Annotated in this window: 16 protein-coding genes; 11 read left to right on the forward strand and 5 right to left on the reverse strand. The window is 61.9% G+C overall.

Annotated features, from left to right (window positions below; all coding sequences use genetic code 11):
• The first annotated feature begins 9 nt into the window (after window positions 1-9).
• From gatB to OU997_RS03850, 3 genes are all read left to right on the forward strand, one after another.
• Window positions 10-1,458 carry an Asp-tRNA(Asn)/Glu-tRNA(Gln) amidotransferase subunit GatB gene (gatB, locus tag OU997_RS03840; RefSeq protein ID WP_267809102.1) on the forward strand — a complete coding sequence of 483 codons (1,449 nt, stop codon included), beginning with the start codon at window positions 10-12 and terminating at the stop codon, window positions 1,456-1,458.
• A 73-nt stretch (window positions 1,459-1,531) separates the two neighbouring features.
• Window positions 1,532-1,903: a septal ring lytic transglycosylase RlpA family protein gene (locus OU997_RS03845; RefSeq protein WP_108489388.1), complete on the forward strand. Its 372-nt coding sequence runs from the start codon at window positions 1,532-1,534 to the stop codon at window positions 1,901-1,903.
• Between the two features lie 17 nt (window positions 1,904-1,920).
• Window positions 1,921-2,298 (forward strand): carboxymuconolactone decarboxylase family protein, encoded by a 378-nt coding sequence (locus OU997_RS03850; protein ID WP_267809104.1) that lies wholly within the window; start codon window positions 1,921-1,923, stop codon window positions 2,296-2,298.
• A 57-nt stretch (window positions 2,299-2,355) separates the two neighbouring features.
• On the opposite strand, the gene OU997_RS03855 is transcribed toward OU997_RS03850, so the two are convergent.
• On the reverse strand, window positions 2,356-3,297 hold the full coding sequence (locus OU997_RS03855) for an AEC family transporter (RefSeq protein WP_267809105.1): 942 nt from the start codon (window positions 3,295-3,297) through the stop codon (window positions 2,356-2,358).
• Window positions 3,298-3,620: 323 nt separating this feature from the next.
• Between OU997_RS03855 and OU997_RS03860 the strand changes: the two genes are divergently transcribed.
• On the forward strand, window positions 3,621-4,928 hold the full coding sequence (locus tag OU997_RS03860) for a CitMHS family transporter (RefSeq protein ID WP_267809106.1): 1,308 nt from the start codon (window positions 3,621-3,623) through the stop codon (window positions 4,926-4,928).
• Between the two features lie 224 nt (window positions 4,929-5,152).
• Here OU997_RS03860 and OU997_RS03865 read toward each other — a convergent pair whose 3' ends face one another.
• Both OU997_RS03865 and OU997_RS03870 read right to left on the reverse strand, forming a co-directional pair.
• Window positions 5,153-5,713: a response regulator transcription factor gene (locus OU997_RS03865; RefSeq protein ID WP_108489384.1), complete on the reverse strand. Its 561-nt coding sequence runs from the start codon at window positions 5,711-5,713 to the stop codon at window positions 5,153-5,155.
• A gap of 12 nt (window positions 5,714-5,725) precedes the next feature.
• Window positions 5,726-6,979 (reverse strand): ATP-binding protein, encoded by a 1,254-nt coding sequence (locus OU997_RS03870; RefSeq protein ID WP_108489383.1) that lies wholly within the window; start codon window positions 6,977-6,979, stop codon window positions 5,726-5,728.
• Window positions 6,980-7,183: 204 nt separating this feature from the next.
• On the opposite strand from OU997_RS03870, the gene OU997_RS03875 reads away from it, so the two are divergent.
• The 6 genes from OU997_RS03875 (at window position 7,184) to OU997_RS03900 (ending at window position 14,042) form a co-directional block, all read left to right on the forward strand.
• Window positions 7,184-7,894 (forward strand): SIMPL domain-containing protein, encoded by a 711-nt coding sequence (locus tag OU997_RS03875; RefSeq protein ID WP_108489382.1) that lies wholly within the window; start codon window positions 7,184-7,186, stop codon window positions 7,892-7,894.
• A gap of 233 nt (window positions 7,895-8,127) precedes the next feature.
• The gene (locus OU997_RS03880; RefSeq protein WP_108489381.1) at window positions 8,128-9,726 is read left to right on the forward strand and encodes an ABC transporter substrate-binding protein; all 1,599 of its coding nucleotides are present in this window, start codon (window positions 8,128-8,130) and stop codon (window positions 9,724-9,726) included.
• A gap of 285 nt (window positions 9,727-10,011) precedes the next feature.
• Complete coding sequence (locus OU997_RS03885) at window positions 10,012-11,022, forward strand: ABC transporter permease subunit (RefSeq protein WP_108489380.1); 1,011 nt, start codon at window positions 10,012-10,014, stop codon at window positions 11,020-11,022.
• A 152-nt stretch (window positions 11,023-11,174) separates the two neighbouring features.
• Entirely contained in the window at window positions 11,175-12,086 is a 912-nt protein-coding gene (locus OU997_RS03890) for an ABC transporter permease subunit (protein WP_108489379.1), read from the forward strand.
• Window positions 12,087-12,096: 10 nt separating this feature from the next.
• On the forward strand, window positions 12,097-13,071 hold the full coding sequence (locus tag OU997_RS03895; protein ID WP_267809109.1) for an ABC transporter ATP-binding protein: 975 nt from the start codon (window positions 12,097-12,099) through the stop codon (window positions 13,069-13,071).
• The gene (locus OU997_RS03900; protein ID WP_267809110.1) at window positions 13,071-14,042 is read left to right on the forward strand and encodes a peptide ABC transporter ATP-binding protein; all 972 of its coding nucleotides are present in this window, start codon (window positions 13,071-13,073) and stop codon (window positions 14,040-14,042) included. Before OU997_RS03895 ends, OU997_RS03900 begins: the two co-directional genes overlap by 1 nt.
• 27 nt (window positions 14,043-14,069) lie before the next feature.
• On the opposite strand, the gene OU997_RS03905 is transcribed toward OU997_RS03900, so the two are convergent.
• Window positions 14,070-14,843 (reverse strand): YdcF family protein, encoded by a 774-nt coding sequence (locus OU997_RS03905; protein ID WP_267809111.1) that lies wholly within the window; start codon window positions 14,841-14,843, stop codon window positions 14,070-14,072.
• 26 nt (window positions 14,844-14,869) lie between these two features.
• On the reverse strand, window positions 14,870-15,313 hold the full coding sequence (locus tag OU997_RS03910; protein ID WP_267809112.1) for a hypothetical protein: 444 nt from the start codon (window positions 15,311-15,313) through the stop codon (window positions 14,870-14,872).
• Between the two features lie 227 nt (window positions 15,314-15,540).
• On the opposite strand from OU997_RS03910, the gene leuS reads away from it, so the two are divergent.
• Window positions 15,541-18,153, forward strand: coding sequence for a leucine--tRNA ligase (gene leuS, locus OU997_RS03915; protein WP_267809113.1), 2,613 nt, complete (start codon window positions 15,541-15,543; stop codon window positions 18,151-18,153).
• The last annotated feature ends 55 nt before the right edge of the window (window positions 18,154-18,208 follow it).

Below are 18,208 nucleotides of genomic sequence, written 5' to 3' on the forward strand. Positions count from 1 at the left end.
ACGACTGACATGCAATGGGAAACCGTAATCGGGCTGGAAATTCACGCCCAACTCAGCACCCAATCGAAGATTTTTTCCGCCAGTGCCATCGCCTTTGGTGCCGAGCCCAACACCCAGGCCAGCCTGGTTGACTTGGGCATGCCCGGCACCCTGCCGGTGCTCAATGCTGAAGCCGTACGCATGGCCTGCAAATTCGGCCTGGCGATTGACGCCGAAATCGCGCCACAGAACGTCTTTGCGCGCAAAAACTACTTCTACCCGGACCTGCCCAAGGGCTACCAGACCAGCCAGATGGATCACCCCATCGTCGGCAAGGGCTTCCTCGACATCACCCTGGAAGACGGCACCAGCAAACGCATCGGCATCACCCGCGCCCACCTGGAAGAAGACGCCGGCAAGAGCCTGCACGAAGACTTCCACGGCATGAGTGGCATCGACCTCAACCGTGCCGGCACGCCGCTGCTGGAAATCGTTTCCGAGCCGGACATCCGCTCGGCGAAAGAAGCGGTGGCCTACGTTAAGGCGATCCATGCGCTGGTGCGCTACCTCGGCATCTGCGACGGCAACATGGCCGAAGGCTCGCTGCGCTGCGACTGCAACGTCTCGGTGCGCCCGGTCGGCCAGGCCGAGTTCGGCACCCGCGCCGAGATCAAGAACGTCAACTCGTTCCGCTTTATCGAAAAAGCCATCAACCATGAAGTGCAACGGCAGATCGAGCTAATCGAAGACGGCGGCAAGGTGGTGCAGGAAACCCGCCTGTACGACCCGAACAAGGACCAGACGCGCTCCATGCGCAGCAAGGAAGAAGCCAACGATTACCGCTACTTCCCCTGCCCGGACCTGCTGCCGGTGGTGATCGAACAGAGCTTCCTCGATGAAGTACGCGCCAGCCTGCCGGAGTTGCCGGTGCAGAAACGTGAGCGTTTCGAAGCGCAGTTTGCGCTGTCCGCCTACGACGCCACTGTATTGGCCGCCAGCCGCGAACTGGCCGACTACTTTGAAGCCGTCGAGAAGACCTGCGGTGATGCCAAGCTGTCGGCCAACTGGGTGATGGGCGAGCTATCCAGCCTGCTCAACAGCGACAACCTGGACATCGACCAGTCGCCGGTCTCGGCTGAACAGCTCGGCGGCATGATCCTGCGCATCAAGGACAACACCATCAGCGGCAAGATCGCCAAGATGGTCTTTGAAGCCCTGGCTGCCGGTGAAGGCGCAACGGCTGACGAGGTGATCGAGAAGAAAGGCCTCAAGCAGGTCACCGACTCGGGCGCCATCGAAGCTATGCTGGATGAAGTGCTGGCTGCCAATGCCGAACAGGTCGAGCAGTACCGCGCGGCGGATGAAGCCAAACGCGGCAAAATGTTCGGCTTCTTCGTCGGCCAGGCCATGAAAGCCTCGAAAGGCAAAGCCAACCCCGGCCAGGTGAACGAACTGCTGAAGAAAAAGCTCGAAGCCTAAGCCTTGCCGTCACACACAACGCCGGGTCAGCCCGGCGTTGTTTTGTCCGCTGCCAAACTGCCCGGGAGCCGCCATGCGCCTGTTACTGATCGCCATCACCAGCTTGCTGCTCAGTGCCTGCGCCAGCCATCAGGGCCCGGTTGACCCGCAGGGTTACCGCGCAGAGGGCCAGGCCTCCTATTACGGTGCGCGTCACCACGGCAACAAGACCGCCAGCGGCGAGCGCTTCGACCAGAACGCCCTGACCGCCGCGCACCGCAGCCTGGCCTTCGGCAGCCTGGTGCGGGTGACCAACCTGCGTAACGATAAAAGCGTGGTGGTGCGCATCAACGACCGCGGCCCCTACAGCAAAGGACGAATCATCGACCTGTCGCACAAGGCCGCCGCGCAAATCGACATGCTCCGCGCCGGCGTGGTGCCGGTACGCATCGAAGCCCTCGAGTGATTCTACGGAGAACCGTTATGAGTGAAGAGCAGAAAAGTGGCCTGCAGGTACGCCGCGAAGTGATGGGCGACCCCTTCGTCGACCGCGCCCTGAATAACGCCACCGACTTTACCCAACCGCTGCAGGACTTCGTCAATGAGCACGCCTGGGGTGGCGTGTGGAACCGCGAGGGCCTGGATCGCAAGACCCGCAGCCTGATCACCCTGGCTGCACTGACCGCCCTGAAATGCCCGCAGGAACTAAAAGGCCATGTGCGCGGCGCGCTGAACAACGGCTGCACGGTCGAGGAGATTCGCGAAACCTTGCTGCACTGCGCGGTCTACGCCGGCGTACCGGCAGCCATCGACGCTTTCCGCGCAGCGCAGGACGTGATCGACGACACCCAGAAAGCCTGACCACCGCATAACAAAAAGCCGGGCAACGCCCGGCTTTTTGTTATGCATGCAAACTCACTAGATCCAGCCGCCCCACTGCAGCACAAACAGCCCGATATTGGTGGTGATCGCCGCCGCCAGGGTGGTGATAACGATGATCGCCGCCGCCAACTGATGGTTAGCGCCCGCTGCCTTGGCCATCACGAAGCTGGCTGCCGCCGTTGGGCTGGCGAAGAACAGAAAGAGGATGCCCAGCTCGGCCTCGCGGAAACCGCAGAGGAACGCGCCAAGGGTGCCCAGTAGCGGCAGCCAGACCATCTTCATCACACTGGCCCCCAAGGCCAACTTGCCACTTTCACGCAGTGAAGCCAGCGACAGCGTGGCACCAATACAAATCAACGCCAACGGCAAGGTCAGCTGCGCCAGGTATTCACCCGAGGTGGTCAACCAGACCGGCAGCCGAACCTGCCAGTAGGCGAACGGGATTGCCGCCAGTACACCGAGAATCAGTGGATTACGCAGAATGCTCTTGCTGATGCTCCACACGCTGGCCTTGGCATTTGGGCTGTAGATCGCCAGAACAATCGCCGACAGGCTGTTGTAGCTGAGGATGACCACGCCACCGAGTATGCCGCCGAGCGACAAACCGTAATCACCGTACAGGCTGGTGGCCAGCGCCAGGCCGATGATGCCGTTATTACCGCGAAACGCCCCCTGCACATAGACGCCACGCTCCACCCGCGGCACCCGCCACAGTGCCCAGCTCCATACCAGCAGAAAGCCCAGCACCGTCGCCAGCACAAAATAACCGAGCAGCGCCGGCTGCAGCGCCGTGCGCAGATCGGCATGCAGGATGGCGAGAAACAGCATGGCCGGCATGCTGACGTTGAACACCAGGGCGGTAGCAGTGCTGACAAAAGCGGCGTCGACCTGCCCCAGGCGCTTGAGCACCATGCCAAGAAACAGCATGGCGAACACCGGCGCGGTGATGCCGAGAATTTGCGAGAAGATTGCCAACATGCCAGAGCGCCGCACAACGGAAGGCCGCGAATGATAACAGGCCAGACTTTCAGCCCGCTTTCATGGGGATACGACCGACTGCAGGCCCGCGAAAGCTGGCTGAAAGCTTGCGTTCATAGAATCGCCCACGGCTGACTCGACTCGGCCACCCCGGCTGCCAGCACGCCTGCGCACCTGACAAAAACAACAACGGTGATTGCCATGTTTATTTTGCTGCTCTGCCCACGCCCACGCGCACCCCGTCTCCGCCCCGCTCGACTGCAACCGCTGCCCACTTAAGGCCGCGCCCCGCTTTTCGCACCTTACCCACCCGGAGACTCGTCATGCTGACTTTCCTTGGCTTTGCCATGGTCATCACCTTTATGTACCTGATCATGAGCAAGCGCCTGTCGGCGCTGATTGCCCTGATCATCATCCCGATTATTTTCGCTCTGATCGGCGGCTTCGCCAGCCAGATCGGCCCGATGATGCTCGAAGGCATCGGCAAGCTCGCGCCGACCGGGGTGATGCTGATGTTCGCCATCCTCTATTTCGCCATCATGATCGACTCGGGGCTGTTCGATCCGCCCGTGCGCCTGATCCTCAAACTGGTCAAGGGTGATCCATTGAAGGTCGCCGTCGGCACCGTGGCCCTGGCGCTGATTGTCTCGCTCGACGGCGACGGTTCCACCACCTACATGATCTGCGTCGGTGCCATGCTGCCGCTGTACAGCCGCTTGAAGATGAGCCCGACCATCATGGCCGGCCTGATCATCATGGCCGGCGGTATCATGAACATGACACCATGGGGTGGGCCGACCGCTCGCGCCGCCAGCGCCCTGCATGTCGACCCCTCGGATGTGTTTGTGCCGATGATTCCGACCATGGTGATCGGGGCCATCGTGCTGTTTGCCGTCGCCTATTTCTATGGCCTGCGTGAGCGCAAGCGCCTGGGCATTCTGCAACTGCCGGACGAGCAAACCGGCCAGGATCAGATCAGCGTTTCACAGTACCCAGAGGCTCGCCGTCCCAAGCTGACCCTGATCAACGCTGCCCTCACCGCGGTGCTCATGACGACGCTGATTGCCGGCCTGCTGCCGATGCCGGTACTGTTTATGATCGCGTTCAGCATCGCCATGATCATCAACTACCCCTGCCTGCAGCAGCAGAAAGAGCGCATCGCCACCCACGCCGGCAACGTTCTGGCAGTGGTCGGATTGATCTTCGCCGCGGGGATCTTCACCGGCATTCTGTCCGGCACGGGCATGGTCGACGCCATGTCCAAGAGCCTGCTGGCAGTCATCCCTGAAGCCCTCGGCCCGCATCTGGCAGTGATCACGGCACTGGTGAGCATGCCGTTCACCTTCTTTATGTCCAACGATGCGTTCTACTACGGCATCCTGCCGGTGCTCAACGAAGCCGCCGCCACCTACGGCATCAGCCCAGTGGAAATGGCCCGCGCGTCGATTGTCGGCCAACCGGTACACCTGCTCAGCCCGCTGGTGCCTTCGACCTATTTGCTGATCGGTCTGGCAAAGATCGAATTCGGCGACCTGCAGCGCTTCACCCTGAAATGGGCGGTGCTGATCTGCCTGGCCATCATGTTGGCGGCACTGCTGTTGGGCGTGTTCCCACTATTTGCCAGCCTCTGACGACTGGGAGTCCGGAGAGTGGGTTAGCGGCGCTAAACACCGATCCAGCAGCGGCAGATAGACGTGGTGCACCGGTGGCGGGTTACGCCGCCCCGTCATGGCGAATGGATCGACAAGCGCGGCTGGCGGCTAACCCACACTACGGGTGAGCAACCGCTAACTCAGACATAGCCATTTAAAGAAGCCCGCGGCAGCGCTTTAGCCAGGCTGCCGCATTACAGGGCTCAGCGGCGTACCGGGCGCTTCTGCAGCTTGCGCTGCAAGGTCCGTCGATGCATGCCCAAGGCGCGGGCAGTGGCGGAGATATTGCCTTCATGCTCGCTGAGCACGCGCTGGATGTGCTCCCACTGCAGGCGATCGACCGACATCGGGTTGTCCGGCACCAGGCTTTCCAGGTCGGCATGTTGAGTCAGCAGCGCGGCCAGCACATCATCGGCATCGGCCGGTTTGCACAGGTAATTGCAGGCACCGCGCTTGATCGCTTCCACTGCCGTGGCAATGCTCGAATAACCGGTAAGGATCACCACGCGCATTTCAGCGTCCAGTTCAAGCAGCTTGGGCAGCAGCACCAGCCCGGAATCGCCCTCCATCTTCAGGTCAACCACGGCGTAATCCGGCAGATCCTGCTCAGCCAGAGCCAGGCCTTCCTCTGCCGAACCGGCGGTAGACACACGCAGGCCACGACGACTCATGGCGCGCGCCATCACACGGGTAAACGTCGGATCATCATCAACCAGCAGCAGGTGAGGGTGTTCATCACCGTCGAACAGCACTTCATCGCTCATTCGGGTATTTCCTTAGGCTCGACCATAGGCACGCGGCAATTTCAGCTCGGTGAGCGTGCCACCTTCTTCGTGGTTATACAGTTTAACCGTACCGCCGGCACGAGTGACGCTGGCCTGACTGAGGAACAGACCCAGACCAAACCCCTTGCCCTTGGTGGTGAAAAATGGCCGCCCCAGTTGCTCGGCAATCGCCAGCGGCACACCGGCGCCAAAGTCACGAATGCTCAGGCGTAGCCACTGGTGGTCCCAGTCCAGACGAATATCCAGTTTGTCCGGGCAGGCGTCGGCCGCGTTGTTCAGCAGATTGAGCAACGCCTGGGTCAAATCGGCCGGCGGCATCATCTTTGGGGGGGTACCACGCCCCAGACATTGATAGCGATAACTGGCTTCCGGGCGCATCAGGTGCCAGCGATTAAGCGTGGCTTCCAGCCACTCGACTGATGACAGCTCGATCACCGCCTGACGGCGATCCGCCTCGGCAGCGCGCACCAGTTGCTGCAGGGTTTCCTTGCACAGCTTGACCTGTTCCTGCAGCACCGCAAGATCCTCTTGAAGCGTCGGCTCCTGATGCTCGCGGCGCAATTCCTTGATCAGCACACTCATGGTCGCCAGCGGCGTACCCAACTCATGCGCAGCACCCGCCGCCTGAGTCGCCACGGCGAGCAACTGCTGGTCACGCAAGCCTTCTTCCCGACGCTCGGCACGCAGCTCTTCCTGACGGCGCAGCTCTTCAGCCATCTTCGCCACGAAGAAGGTGATCAGCCCGGCAGCCAGGGCGAAGCTCAGCCACATGCCATAGATCAGCAGGCTCTCGCGTGGACCGGACGGCAGGTCCAGCGGGTGCGACCAGACCAGCAGAAAGGTGTAACCGCCCAGCGCCAGACCGGAGAGGGTGATGGTGTAGAGCCAGGGCAGGGTCGCCGCAGCGATGGTCAACGGCACCAGGTAATAGGAGACAAAGGGGTTGGTTGAGCCACCCGAGTAGTACAGCAGCAGGCTGTGGATGATCAGATCGCAGCCCAGCTGTACCGCGTACTCCTGCTCGGTCACTGGCCATGGCCCACGCAGGCGCAGTGCAGTGAGCAGGCACAACACCAGGGAAATGCCGAGGGTGACGCTCAGCTCCAGCCAGGGCAGCGGTAACGCGCCAGACTTGTACGCCAGCCCCACGGAGCCGGCTTGTGCAGCCAGCACCAGAATGCGGATCAGGGTCAGTCGCCAGAGGTTTTGCCGGCTCGCCGACAGCAGCTGCACAGGTGCGAGCATAGAGTCTCCAAGGTGCTCAGATTGCCCATCGGGTGGGCCGCAGGAGTATAACCAAGCCTCTGGGCGGCCAACTGCGGCAACGCGCCGCAGCGGCGAGCTTACTGAAAAAAGTGGAACCCGATTTAACCCGCCTAGTCAGATAGCTTCGTCTACCCCCTGGAAAGCTGCGCATACCCCGTGCGCTCACCCTCTGAAGGAATCATCATGCTGTCACTGTCCCGCCTCACCACTGCCCTGCTACTAAGTGCTACCACCCTGCTGAGCGTATCCGCCGTGGCTGAAGACGCCCGCTATAACCAGGTCGCCCTGCGCGCTGAAGTCAGCCAGGAAATCGCCCACGACCTGATGCACGTCACCCTCTACAGCGAAGCCCAGGACAGCGACCCAGCCGCTCTGGCCGCGCAGATCAGCCAGACCCTGAATGCCAGCATCGCCCAGGCGCGCAAGGTCAAAGGCGTCAGCGTCGCCTCCGGCAGCCGCAACAGCTATCCGGTGTACGACGAAAAGGGCCAGAAAATCACTGCCTGGCGCGAGCGCGCCGAGCTGCGCCTGGAAAGCGCCGACTTCAGCGCGCTGTCCAAGCTCACCGGGGAAATGCTGCACACCCTGAAAATGGGTGGAATGAACTTCAGCATCGCCAGTGACACCCGCAAGACCCACGAAGATGCCCTGCTCAAAGATGCCGTGGCCGCATTCAAGGCCCGCGCGCAACTGGCCACCGAAGCCCTCGGCGGCAGCGGTTACAAGCTGGTCAGCCTCAACCTCAACAGCGGCGGCTTTCAACCCCCGATGCTACGCATGGAAGCCATGAAGGGCGCCGCAATGATGGATGCAGCCCCGTCACCGGAAATCGAGGCAGGCTCCAGCCAGGTCAGCATCAATGCCGACGGGGTGATCGAAGTGCAGATGCGCTGAAAACTGCTACATCTTGCTACATATGAAAGCAGCGCCGTTGTCCGACGATAGCGGCGCTTTGCCATGAATTAACCACCGATTTACAGAAATGCGACAGCAACATACAACGCTACCGCATTTCCAGCTCGCAACATGACATAGCCCTTGCCGGCGGCATAGGCTCTGCATAGTTTCACCCAAGGCCTCTACAAGGGGCCCCTCAGGATCACAACCACAATAACCATGAGGTCACTATGCGTAAGAACGCCGTCATCCAGGCTTTACTCGCCGCTGGGCTGATCGCCAGCACACCCCTTGCCAGCGCTGCCGGCAACCTGGTGTTCTGCTCAGAAGGCAGCCCCGCCGGGTTCGACCCGGGTCTGTACACCACCGGCACCGATTTCGATGCTGCTGCAGAAACCGTATTCAACCGTTTGAGCCAGTTCGAACGTGGCGGCACCAAAGTGATCCCCGGCCTTGCCGAGAAGTGGGACATCAGCGAAGACGGCCTGAGCTACACCTTTCACCTGCGCCCGAACGTAAAGTTCCATACCACCGAGTACTTCAAGCCGAGCCGCAGCTTCAACGCCGATGACGTGCTGTTCACCTTCCAGCGCATGCTCGATAAAGAGCATCCGTTCCGCAAAGCCTACCCCTCGGAATTTCCCTATTTCACCGACATGGGCATGGACGCGAATATCGCCAAGATCGAAAAACTCGACGACATGACCGTCAAGTTCAGCCTCAACGAAGTCGACGCCGCCTTTATCCAGAACCTGGCAATGAGCTTCGCCTCGATCCAGTCCGCCGAATACGCCGACAGCCTGCTCAAGGCCGGCAAGGCCGCCGAGATCAACCAGAAGCCCATCGGCACCGGCCCATTCGTGTTCAGCCGCTACCAGAAAGATGCGGTAATCCGCTTCAAGGGCAACAAGGAGTACTGGCAACCGGATGAGGTGAAGATCGACAACCTGATCTTCGCCATCAACACCGACGCCTCGGTGCGCATGCAGAAGCTCAAGGCCGGCGAATGCCAGGTCACCCTGTTCCCGCGCCCGGCGGATCTGGACGCGCTGAAAAAAGACCCGACCCTGGACATGCCCGAGCAGGCCGGGTTCAACGTCGGCTATATCGCCTACAACGTCACCCACCCGCCGTTCGACAAACTCGAAGTACGCCAGGCGCTGGACATGGCGGTGAACAAGCAGGGGATCATCGACGCGGTGTACCAGAGCGCCGGCCAACTGGCGGTTAACGGCATGCCGCCGACCCAATGGTCGTATGACGAGGGCATCAAGGACCCCGCCTACAACCCGGAAAAAGCCAAGGAACTGCTCAAGGCTGCCGGCGTCAAGGAAGGCACCGAGATCACCCTGTGGGCCATGCCCGTGCAACGCCCGTACAACCCCAACGCCAAGCTGATGGCTGAAATGCTGCAAAGCGACTGGGCCAAGGTCGGCATCAAGGTCAAGATCGTCAGCTACGAATGGGGCGAATACCTCAAGCGCGCCAAGGCTGGCGAACACGACGCCATGCTCATCGGTTGGAGCGGCGACAACGGTGACCCGGACAACTGGCTGGGTACCCTGTACGGCTGCGACGCCGTGGACGGCAACAACTTCTCCAAGTGGTGCCATGCTGACTACGACAAGCTGGTGAAAGCTGCCAAGCGGGTGACCGATACGGCAGAACGCACCGAGCTTTACAAGCAGGCTCAAGTGATTCTCAAGCGTGAAGTTCCGATCACCCCGATCGCCCACTCCACGGTCTACCAGCCGATGAGCAAGAAGGTCGTGGACTTCAAGATCAGTCCGTTCGCGCTGAACTCGTTCTACGGCGTGGGCGTCAAGTAACAGCGGCTCTCGACCATGCTGGCGAGCGGCTTACCCCGCCACTCGTCAGCCGGACAACGGCGGCCTACCCGGCCGCCGTTTGCTGGCTCCGTATAATCCGAGGATTGCGCTGATGACTGGACCTATCTGGCCCGACCGAACCGCCAGGCGCCCTGTTGCCTGCCGCACCCTGCCTGCCACAGGCGCGCTCAACCGGCACTTTACTGCCGAGCCACTCGTCGCACTACAACAGCGTCTGGCCATGCAGCCCGATGCACGCTCACCTTTTTTGGAGCACTGACCCGCATGCTGTCCTTTATTGCCCGACGCCTGCTATTGCTGATCCCCACCTTTTTCGGCGTCACCCTGTTGACCTTCGCGCTGATCCGCATGATCCCCGGCGATCCGGTGGAAGTGATGATGGGCGAACGCCGCGTCGACCCGGAAATGCACGCCCAGGCCATGGAGCGCCTGGGGTTGAACAAACCGCTGTATGCCCAGTATTTCGACTACATCGGCCAACTGGCCCAGGGCGACCTGGGGCAATCACTGCGCACCCGGGAAAGCGTGTGGAGCGAATTTCTCACCCTGTTTCCCGCCACCGTCGAACTGGCCCTGGCCGCCCTGCTGTTCGCCGGCACCCTGGGGTTAGTTGCCGGTGTGATTGCCGCCCTCAAACGCGGCTCGCTGTTCGACCATGGGGTGATGGGCATCTCGCTGGCCGGTTATTCCATGCCAATTTTCTGGTGGGGCCTGCTGCTGATCATGTTCTTTTCGGTGTGGCTGGGCTGGACGCCGGTATCCGGGCGTATCGACCTGCTCTACGACATCCCGCCAGTCACCGGTTTTATGCTGATCGACACCTTGCTCTCCGGTGAAGAGGGCGCCTTTGTCGACGCCCTGCGCCACCTGATCCTGCCGGCCATCGTGCTCGGCACCATTCCGCTCGCCGTGATCGCGCGGATGACCCGCTCGGCGATGCTCGAAGTGCTGCGTGAAGACTATGTGCGCACGGCCCGCGCCAAGGGCCTGTCGCCGGCTCGCGTGGTGTTCGTACATGGCCTGCGCAATGCCCTGATCCCGGTGCTCACGGTGTTCGGCCTGCAGGTCGGCGCGCTGCTGGCGGGCGCGGTGCTGACCGAAACCATCTTCTCCTGGCCGGGCATCGGCAAATGGCTGATCGAGTCGATCAGCGCGCGTGACTACCCGGTGGTGCAAAACGGCATTTTGCTGATCGCCTGCCTGGTGATCCTGGTCAACTTTGTGGTGGACATCCTTTATGGACTGGCTAATCCACGCATTCGCCATCAGCGCTAAGAACCTGCCCATGGCCTGCTGCGCGTCGGCGATACCGCGTCAAAACAAGCTTCGGAATGCTCATGTGCAACAGCACACTCCGCTTCCTCAGCTGCTTTTTCCTTGTCTCGCGCTAGCTCGCGAGGCCATGCACAGGTTCTACGGAGCCCACTATGACAACTGAAACCCTAAGCACCAGTCTTGACCAATCGCTGCTCTACCCTTCACCGCTCAAAGAGTTCTGGCAGGCCTTTGCCCACAACAAGGGCGCGGTCGCCGGGCTGGCATTTATGATCCTGCTGGTGATCTGCGCACTGTTTGCGCCCTGGATCGCCCCGCATGACCCCAGCGAGCAATACCGCGACTTTCTACTCACTCCGCCGGCTTGGCTGGAAGGTGGCCAGCTGCAATTTCTGCTCGGCACCGATGAAGTGGGCCGCGACCTGCTGTCGCGGTTAATCCATGGTGCACGACTGTCGCTGCTGATCGGACTGGCCTCGGTGCTGATGTCGCTGATCCCCGGCATCCTCCTTGGGCTGGTTGCCGGTTTCTTTCCGCGCCTGCTCGGCCCGTCGATCATGCGCCTGATGGACATCATGCTGGCCCTGCCCTCGCTGCTGCTGGCGGTGGCCATCGTCGCCATCCTCGGCCCAGGGTTGATCAACACCATCTTTGCCATCGCCATCGTCTCGCTGCCGTCTTACGTGCGCCTGACCCGCGCCGCCGTGATGGGCGAGCTGAACCGTGACTACGTCACTGCCGCACGCCTGGCCGGTGCCAGCCTGCCGCGGCTGATGTTTATCACCGTGCTGCCCAACTGCATGGCGCCACTGATCGTGCAAGCCACCCTGAGCTTTTCCTCGGCGATTCTCGACGCCGCCGCCCTGGGCTTTCTCGGCCTCGGCGTACAACCGCCAACGCCGGAGTGGGGCACCATGCTGGCCTCGGCGCGCGACTATATCGAACGCGCCTGGTGGGTGGTCAGCCTGCCGGGCCTGACCATTCTGCTCAGCGTGCTGGCAATCAATCTGATGGGCGACGGGCTGCGCGATGCACTCGACCCGAAACTCAAGAATGCGCAGTGAGGAACCCTGCATGAGCCTGCTGGATATCAAAAACCTCAGCGTGCGCTTCGGCGACGCCACGGCCATCCCGGTGGTCGACGGCCTCGACCTGTGTGTGGAGAAGGGCGAAGTACTGGCGATTGTCGGCGAATCCGGCTCCGGCAAATCAGTGACCATGATGGCGCTGATGGGCCTGATCGACGCCCCCGGCATCGTCACCGCCGACAGCCTGCAGTTCGACGGCACCGACATGCTGCGCCTCAAGGGCCGCCAGCGCCGGCATATCGTCGGCAAGGACCTGTCGATGGTCTTTCAGGACCCGATGACCGCACTCAACCCCAGTTTTACCGTGGGTTTCCAGATTGAAGAAGTGCTGCGTCAGCACCTCGGCCTCAAGGGCCAGGCCGCCCGTACGCGCGCCCTGCAACTGCTGGAACGGGTGGAAATCCCCGCCGCCGCCAGCCGCCTGAATGCCTATCCGCACCAGCTGTCAGGCGGCATGAGCCAGCGGGTGGCGATTGCCATGGCGATTGCCGCCGAACCGAAACTGCTGATCGCCGACGAACCGACCACGGCGTTGGATGTGACCATTCAGGCGCAGATCATGGACCTGCTGGTAAGCCTGCAGCGCGAGCAGAACATGGGCCTGGTGCTGATCACCCATGACCTGGCCGTGGTCGCCGAAACCGCGCAACGGGTCTGCGTGATGTATGCCGGGCAAGCGGTAGAGATCGGCAGCGTGCCGCAGCTGTTCAACGCGCCCAGCCACCCCTACACCGAGGCGCTGCTCAAGGCGATTCCCGAACACAGCCAGGGCCAGCGCCGCCTGACCACCCTGCCCGGCATTGTTCCGGGCCGCTATGACCGGCCACTGGGCTGCCTGCTTTCACCACGCTGCCCCTACGCCCAGGCGCATTGTCGTGAGCAACGGCCGAGCCTGGATGCCCATGAACGTGGCGCGGCGCGCTGCTTCTACCCGCTCAACCTGACTGCGGAGGTGGCCTGATGAGCGCCGTCCTGACTGCTCGCGACCTCACCCGTCACTACGAAATCTCCCGTGGCCTGTTTCAGCCCAATGCCCAGGTGCAGGCGCTGAATGGCGTGTCCTTTGAACTGCAGGCGGGCAAGACCCTGGCGGTGGTCGGCGAATCCGGGTGCGGTAAATCCACCCTGGCCCGCGCCCTGACGCTGATCGAGGAGCCCAGCTCAGGCTCGCTGCAGATCGCCGGGCAGGAAGTAACTGGCGCCAACAAGGCGCAGCGCAAGCAGCTACGACGTGATGTGCAGATGGTTTTCCAGAACCCCTACGCCTCGCTCAATCCACGGCAAAAGGTCGGCGATCAGCTGGGCGAGCCGCTGCTGATCAACACCGGCCTGTCCCGCCTGGAACGGCGCGAGCGGGTGCAGACAATGATGCAGCAGGTAGGCCTGCGCCCCGAGCATTACCAGCGTTACCCACATATGTTCTCCGGCGGCCAGCGCCAGCGCATCGCTCTGGCGCGCGCCATGATGCTGCAACCCAAGGTGCTGGTGGCGGACGAGCCAACCTCGGCGCTGGACGTGTCGATCCAGGCCCAGGTGCTCAACCTGTTTATGGACCTGCAAGAGCAGTTCAACACCGGCTATGTATTTATCTCGCACAACCTCTCGGTGGTGCGCCATGTGGCCGATGATGTGCTGGTGATGTACCTCGGCCGTCCGGTGGAAATGGGTCCCAGCGAGCAGATCTACAACCGCCCGCTGCACCCGTATACCCAAGCGCTGCTGTCCGCGACGCCGACCATCCACCCTGACCCGAGCAAACCGAAGATCAAGATCAGTGGCGAGCTGCCCAACCCGCTATCGCCCCCCAGCGGTTGCGCCTTCCATCAACGCTGCCCACATGCCAGTGAGCGCTGCCAGGTTGAACAGCCGGCGCTGCGCCTGCTCGATGCCCGGCAAGTGGCGTGTCACCATGCCGAGCAGATCAATAGCTAAAGGATGCGAGCCCCGGCCAGCCGGGGCTTATTCCTGCACGGCCCGGTAGAACAACCGATAAGCCAGCAAGCCAATGGCCTCGTTAAGCAACAAGCCGTTCTGCCAGACCGCCTTGCTTTCCGGTAACCAACCATCGACAGGCCGGCCATTGGGCGTACCAAGAAACCCCATCGGCGCACTGATCACCTGCAAGCCCGCCTGTTCGAAACTCCAGCGTGACCTGGGCATATGCCAGGCCTGGGTCACCAGCGCCACACGGGTAATGCCTGCCTGCTTCAGCAGATCAGCGCTGTGGCTCGCATTCTCCCAGGTGGTGCGGCTCACACCTTCCTGCCAACGCACCGGCACGCCGTAATCACGGGCCAGCACCTCGGCCATCAACGCCGCCTCACTCGGTGGTACGCCATAGTGCAACCCGCCACTGGTGAGCAGCGGCAACCCCGAGGCTTTGGCCAGCCGCGCCGCAAAACGCACCCGTTCCAACGCCAACAGACTGGGCTGATCCGCACCCCAGCCGGGGTCAGCCAGTTCACGCCCACCGCCCAACACCACAATCACGTCGGCCTGCTGTGCCAAATCAGCCCATTGTCGCTCATTCAATGCCGGCTCGGTTTCCAGCATCCGTGCCGAATATTCAACCATCACCGGCAGGCTAAACAGCCACATCCCGCCCAAGCCAACAACCAGGCAGCACGCCGCCAAGCGTGGAAAACGCCGACGCAGCCACCAGGCGGCCAGCAGCAAAAGCAGGAACAGGCCTGGCGGCAGGAAGAACTGTTTGAGGATGTAGCGAATCGGCATTGAGCACCTCCATGGGTGCGCGCAGCCTACCGATGATTACTCGCCCGAAACAACTGCGAGCCGCAGGCCTTGCAGGCCTGTACGCCATTGCCGGACTGCCAGCCCGCCAGAGTCCCGCACAGGGCGCAGCACAGCTGTAAACGACGTTTAAGCAGAGGTTTGATCTTGCCGGGCAGCGCGGCGGTGGGTTTGTGGCCGCAACGCCCGACCTTGCGCGAGCTTGGTAGTTGCTCAATCTGCGCCATTTCCTGCGCTGCGGCATGCCAGCCGCGCAGCCAGTCCAGGTCACGATTCAGATAAGCGCGAATCAGCTCCATTTCCGCCGCCGTAAGACCGCGTAGTTCAAGCTCTAGCGGCGGTTGTGCAGACAGTCCACTCAGGCTATCCGCCTCATCCAACGCCATGGCAAGGCGTTGCAGCAGCCGCTCATAGAGCCCGCCCCCCGCTGCACCACGCCGAAACTCCGCCATCCTTCACCTCGCCCCGGAGCAGGCTGCCGCTCCATATAACAAGCTTAGCGGCCACGCTTTAACCGGCAGTGCATCGCGACAAACGGCGCGGCCGGCTAGGCGTGGCTGGCTACGTGCGGCCGGGCCGCAGTTGCTGGCGCGCGGCGCAATCAGGGTTTCCCTGAATAAGCGGGGCTCATGTATGCTACGGCGTTTCCCGCAAGCCCTTATTCCCAGCGCCGGTAGCCATGCAAGAACAGTACTCGCCCCGTGAAATCGAAGCCGCCGCGCAGTCCCATTGGGACGCGCAAAAATCCTTTGTAGTGAGCGAACAGTCGGGCAAGGAGACCTTCTACTGCCTGTCGATGTTCCCCTACCCGAGCGGCAAGCTGCACATGGGCCATGTGCGTAACTACACCATCGGCGACGTGATCGCCCGCTACCAGCGCATGCTCGGCAAGAACGTGCTGCAACCAATGGGCTGGGACGCCTTCGGCATGCCGGCGGAAAACGCGGCAATGAAGAATCAGGTTGCACCGGCCAAGTGGACCTACGAAAACATCGCCTACATGAAGACCCAGCTGAAATCGCTGGGTCTGGCCATCGACTGGACGCGTGAAGTCACCACCTGCAAACCCGATTACTACCGCTGGGAGCAGTGGCTGTTCACCCGCCTGTTCGAAAAAGGCGTGATCTACCGCAAGAACGGCACCGTCAACTGGGACCCGGTCGACCAGACCGTGCTGGCCAACGAGCAGGTCATTGACGGCCGTGGCTGGCGTTCAGGCGCGCTGATCGAAAAGCGCGAAATCCCGATGTACTACTTCAAGATCACCGCTTACGCGGAAGAGCTGCTGAGTAGCCTGGACGAACTGGATGGCTGGCCGGAACAGGTCAAGACCATGCAGCGTAACTGGATCGGCAAGAGCTTCGGCGCTGATGTGGTGTTCGACTATGACCAGGCCAGCGTCGGCATCGACGGCCAGCTCAAGGTCTACACCACCCGCCCCGACACCTTGATGGGCGCGACCTACGTCGCCGTCGCCGCCGAGCATCCGCTGGCCCAGCGCGCCGCCGAGAGCAACCCGGCCATCGCCGCGTTTATCGCCGAATGTAAAGCCGGTTCCGTGGCCGAAGCCGACATGGCCACCATGGAGAAGAAGGGCGTTGCCACCGGGCAATTCGTTATTCATCCGCTCTCCGGCGACAAGCTGCCGGTGTTCGTCGCCAACTACGTACTGTGGGGTTACGGCGAAGGCGCGGTGATGGCCGTGCCCGCGCACGATGAGCGCGATTTCGAATTCGCCAACAAGTACGACCTGCCGATCAAGCAGGTCTACACCGGCGAAGGCAAAGAATACGACGCCACTCAATGGCAGGACTGGTACGGCGACAAAGCCGGTCTGACCAGCATCAACTCCGGCAAGTACGACAATCTAGACTTCAGCGCCGCCTTCGACGCCATCGTCGCCGACCTGGAAGCCAACACCCACGGCGCACGCAAAACCCAGTTCCGCCTGCGCGACTGGGGCATCAGCCGTCAGCGTTACTGGGGCTGCCCGATCCCGATCATCCACTGCGATACCTGTGGCGACGTACCGGTACCGGAAGATCAACTGCCGGTGGTGCTGCCGGAAGACGTGGTGCCGGACGGCGCCGGCTCACCATTGGCGCGTATGCCGGAGTTCTACGCATGCACCTGCCCGAAATGCGGCAAGCCGGCCAAACGCGAAACCGACACCATGGACACCTTCGTTGAGTCGTCCTGGTACTACGCGCGCTACGCCTCGCCACATTACACAGGCGGCATGGTCGACCCTGAGGCGGCCAACCACTGGCTGCCGGTGGATCAGTACATTGGCGGTATCGAACACGCGATCCTGCACCTGCTGTATGCGCGCTTCTTCCACAAGCTGATGCGCGACGAAGGCCTGGTGTCATCCAACGAGCCGTTCAAGAATCTGCTGACCCAGGGCATGGTGGTGGCAGACACCTACTACCGCACCCTGGAAAACGGCGGCAAGGACTGGTTCAACCCAGCCGACGTCGAGCTGGAGCGCGACAGCAAAGCCAAGGTCATCAGCGCGAAGCTGAAAAGCGACGGCCTGCCGGTGGAAATCGGCGGCACCGAGAAGATGTCCAAGTCGAAGAACAACGGCGTCGACCCCCAGTCGATGATTGATCAGTTCGGCGCCGACACCTGCCGCCTGTTCATGATGTTCGCCTCGCCGCCGGACATGAGCTGCGAATGGTCGGATGCCGGCGTTGAGGGCGCTAACCGTTTCCTGCGCCGCGTCTGGCGCCTGGCACAAAATCACGTCAACCAGGGCATCGCCGGCGCACTCGACCTGGCCAGCCTGGATGACGAACAGAAGGCCGTGCGCCGCGCGATTCATCTGGCGATCAAGCAGTCGAGCTTCGATATAGGCCAGCACCACAAATTCAACACCGCCATCGCCCAGGTGATGACGCTGATGAACGTGCTGGAGAAAGCCGCACAAACCACAGCACAAGACCGCGCCCTGCTGCAGGAAGGTCTGGAAGCGGTGGCACTGCTGCTGGCACCCATCACACCGCATATCAGCCATCAGCTGTGGCAGGAACTGGGCCACGACGAAGCCATCATCGACGCCGCCTGGCCACAGGTGGATGAGTCTGCCCTGGTACAGGACAGCCTGACCCTGGTGATCCAGGTCAACGGTAAGCTGCGCGGGCAGATTGAAGTGCCGGCCAGCGCCAGCCGCGAAGAGGTTGAAGCCAGCGCCCGCAGCAACGAAAACGTGCTGCGCTTTACCGAAGGCCTGAGCATTCGCAAGGTCATCGTGGTGCCAGGCAAACTGGTCAACATTGTTGCCAACTGACTAGTCGCCAACTGATTAAGCTCGGCGCGACCGCACAACGGCGCGCCGCAAGACA

Origin of the sequence: Pseudomonas sp. SL4(2022) (genome assembly GCF_026625725.1) — a bacterium.
Lineage (GTDB): Bacteria > Pseudomonadota > Gammaproteobacteria > Pseudomonadales > Pseudomonadaceae > Aquipseudomonas.

Bases quoted from the DNA above. Each gene is read 5' to 3' on its own strand.
- gatB (WP_267809102.1), top strand. From the start codon at position 10: ATGCAATGGGAAACCGTAATCGGGCTGGAAATTCACGCCCAACTCAGC.
- OU997_RS03845 (WP_108489388.1), top strand. From the start codon at position 1,532: ATGCGCCTGTTACTGATCGCCATCACCAGCTTGCTGCTCAGTGCCTGC.
- OU997_RS03850 (WP_267809104.1), top strand. From the start codon at position 1,921: ATGAGTGAAGAGCAGAAAAGTGGCCTGCAGGTACGCCGCGAAGTGATG.
- OU997_RS03855 (WP_267809105.1), bottom strand. From the start codon at position 3,297: ATGTTGGCAATCTTCTCGCAAATTCTCGGCATCACCGCGCCGGTGTTC.
- OU997_RS03860 (WP_267809106.1), top strand. From the start codon at position 3,621: ATGCTGACTTTCCTTGGCTTTGCCATGGTCATCACCTTTATGTACCTG.
- OU997_RS03865 (WP_108489384.1), bottom strand. From the start codon at position 5,713: ATGAGCGATGAAGTGCTGTTCGACGGTGATGAACACCCTCACCTGCTG.
- OU997_RS03870 (WP_108489383.1), bottom strand. From the start codon at position 6,979: ATGCTCGCACCTGTGCAGCTGCTGTCGGCGAGCCGGCAAAACCTCTGG.
- OU997_RS03875 (WP_108489382.1), top strand. From the start codon at position 7,184: ATGCTGTCACTGTCCCGCCTCACCACTGCCCTGCTACTAAGTGCTACC.
- OU997_RS03880 (WP_108489381.1), top strand. From the start codon at position 8,128: ATGCGTAAGAACGCCGTCATCCAGGCTTTACTCGCCGCTGGGCTGATC.
- OU997_RS03885 (WP_108489380.1), top strand. From the start codon at position 10,012: ATGCTGTCCTTTATTGCCCGACGCCTGCTATTGCTGATCCCCACCTTT.
- OU997_RS03890 (WP_108489379.1), top strand. From the start codon at position 11,175: ATGACAACTGAAACCCTAAGCACCAGTCTTGACCAATCGCTGCTCTAC.
- OU997_RS03895 (WP_267809109.1), top strand. From the start codon at position 12,097: ATGAGCCTGCTGGATATCAAAAACCTCAGCGTGCGCTTCGGCGACGCC.
- OU997_RS03900 (WP_267809110.1), top strand. From the start codon at position 13,071: ATGAGCGCCGTCCTGACTGCTCGCGACCTCACCCGTCACTACGAAATC.
- OU997_RS03905 (WP_267809111.1), bottom strand. From the start codon at position 14,843: ATGCCGATTCGCTACATCCTCAAACAGTTCTTCCTGCCGCCAGGCCTG.
- OU997_RS03910 (WP_267809112.1), bottom strand. From the start codon at position 15,313: ATGGCGGAGTTTCGGCGTGGTGCAGCGGGGGGCGGGCTCTATGAGCGG.
- leuS (WP_267809113.1), top strand. From the start codon at position 15,541: ATGCAAGAACAGTACTCGCCCCGTGAAATCGAAGCCGCCGCGCAGTCC.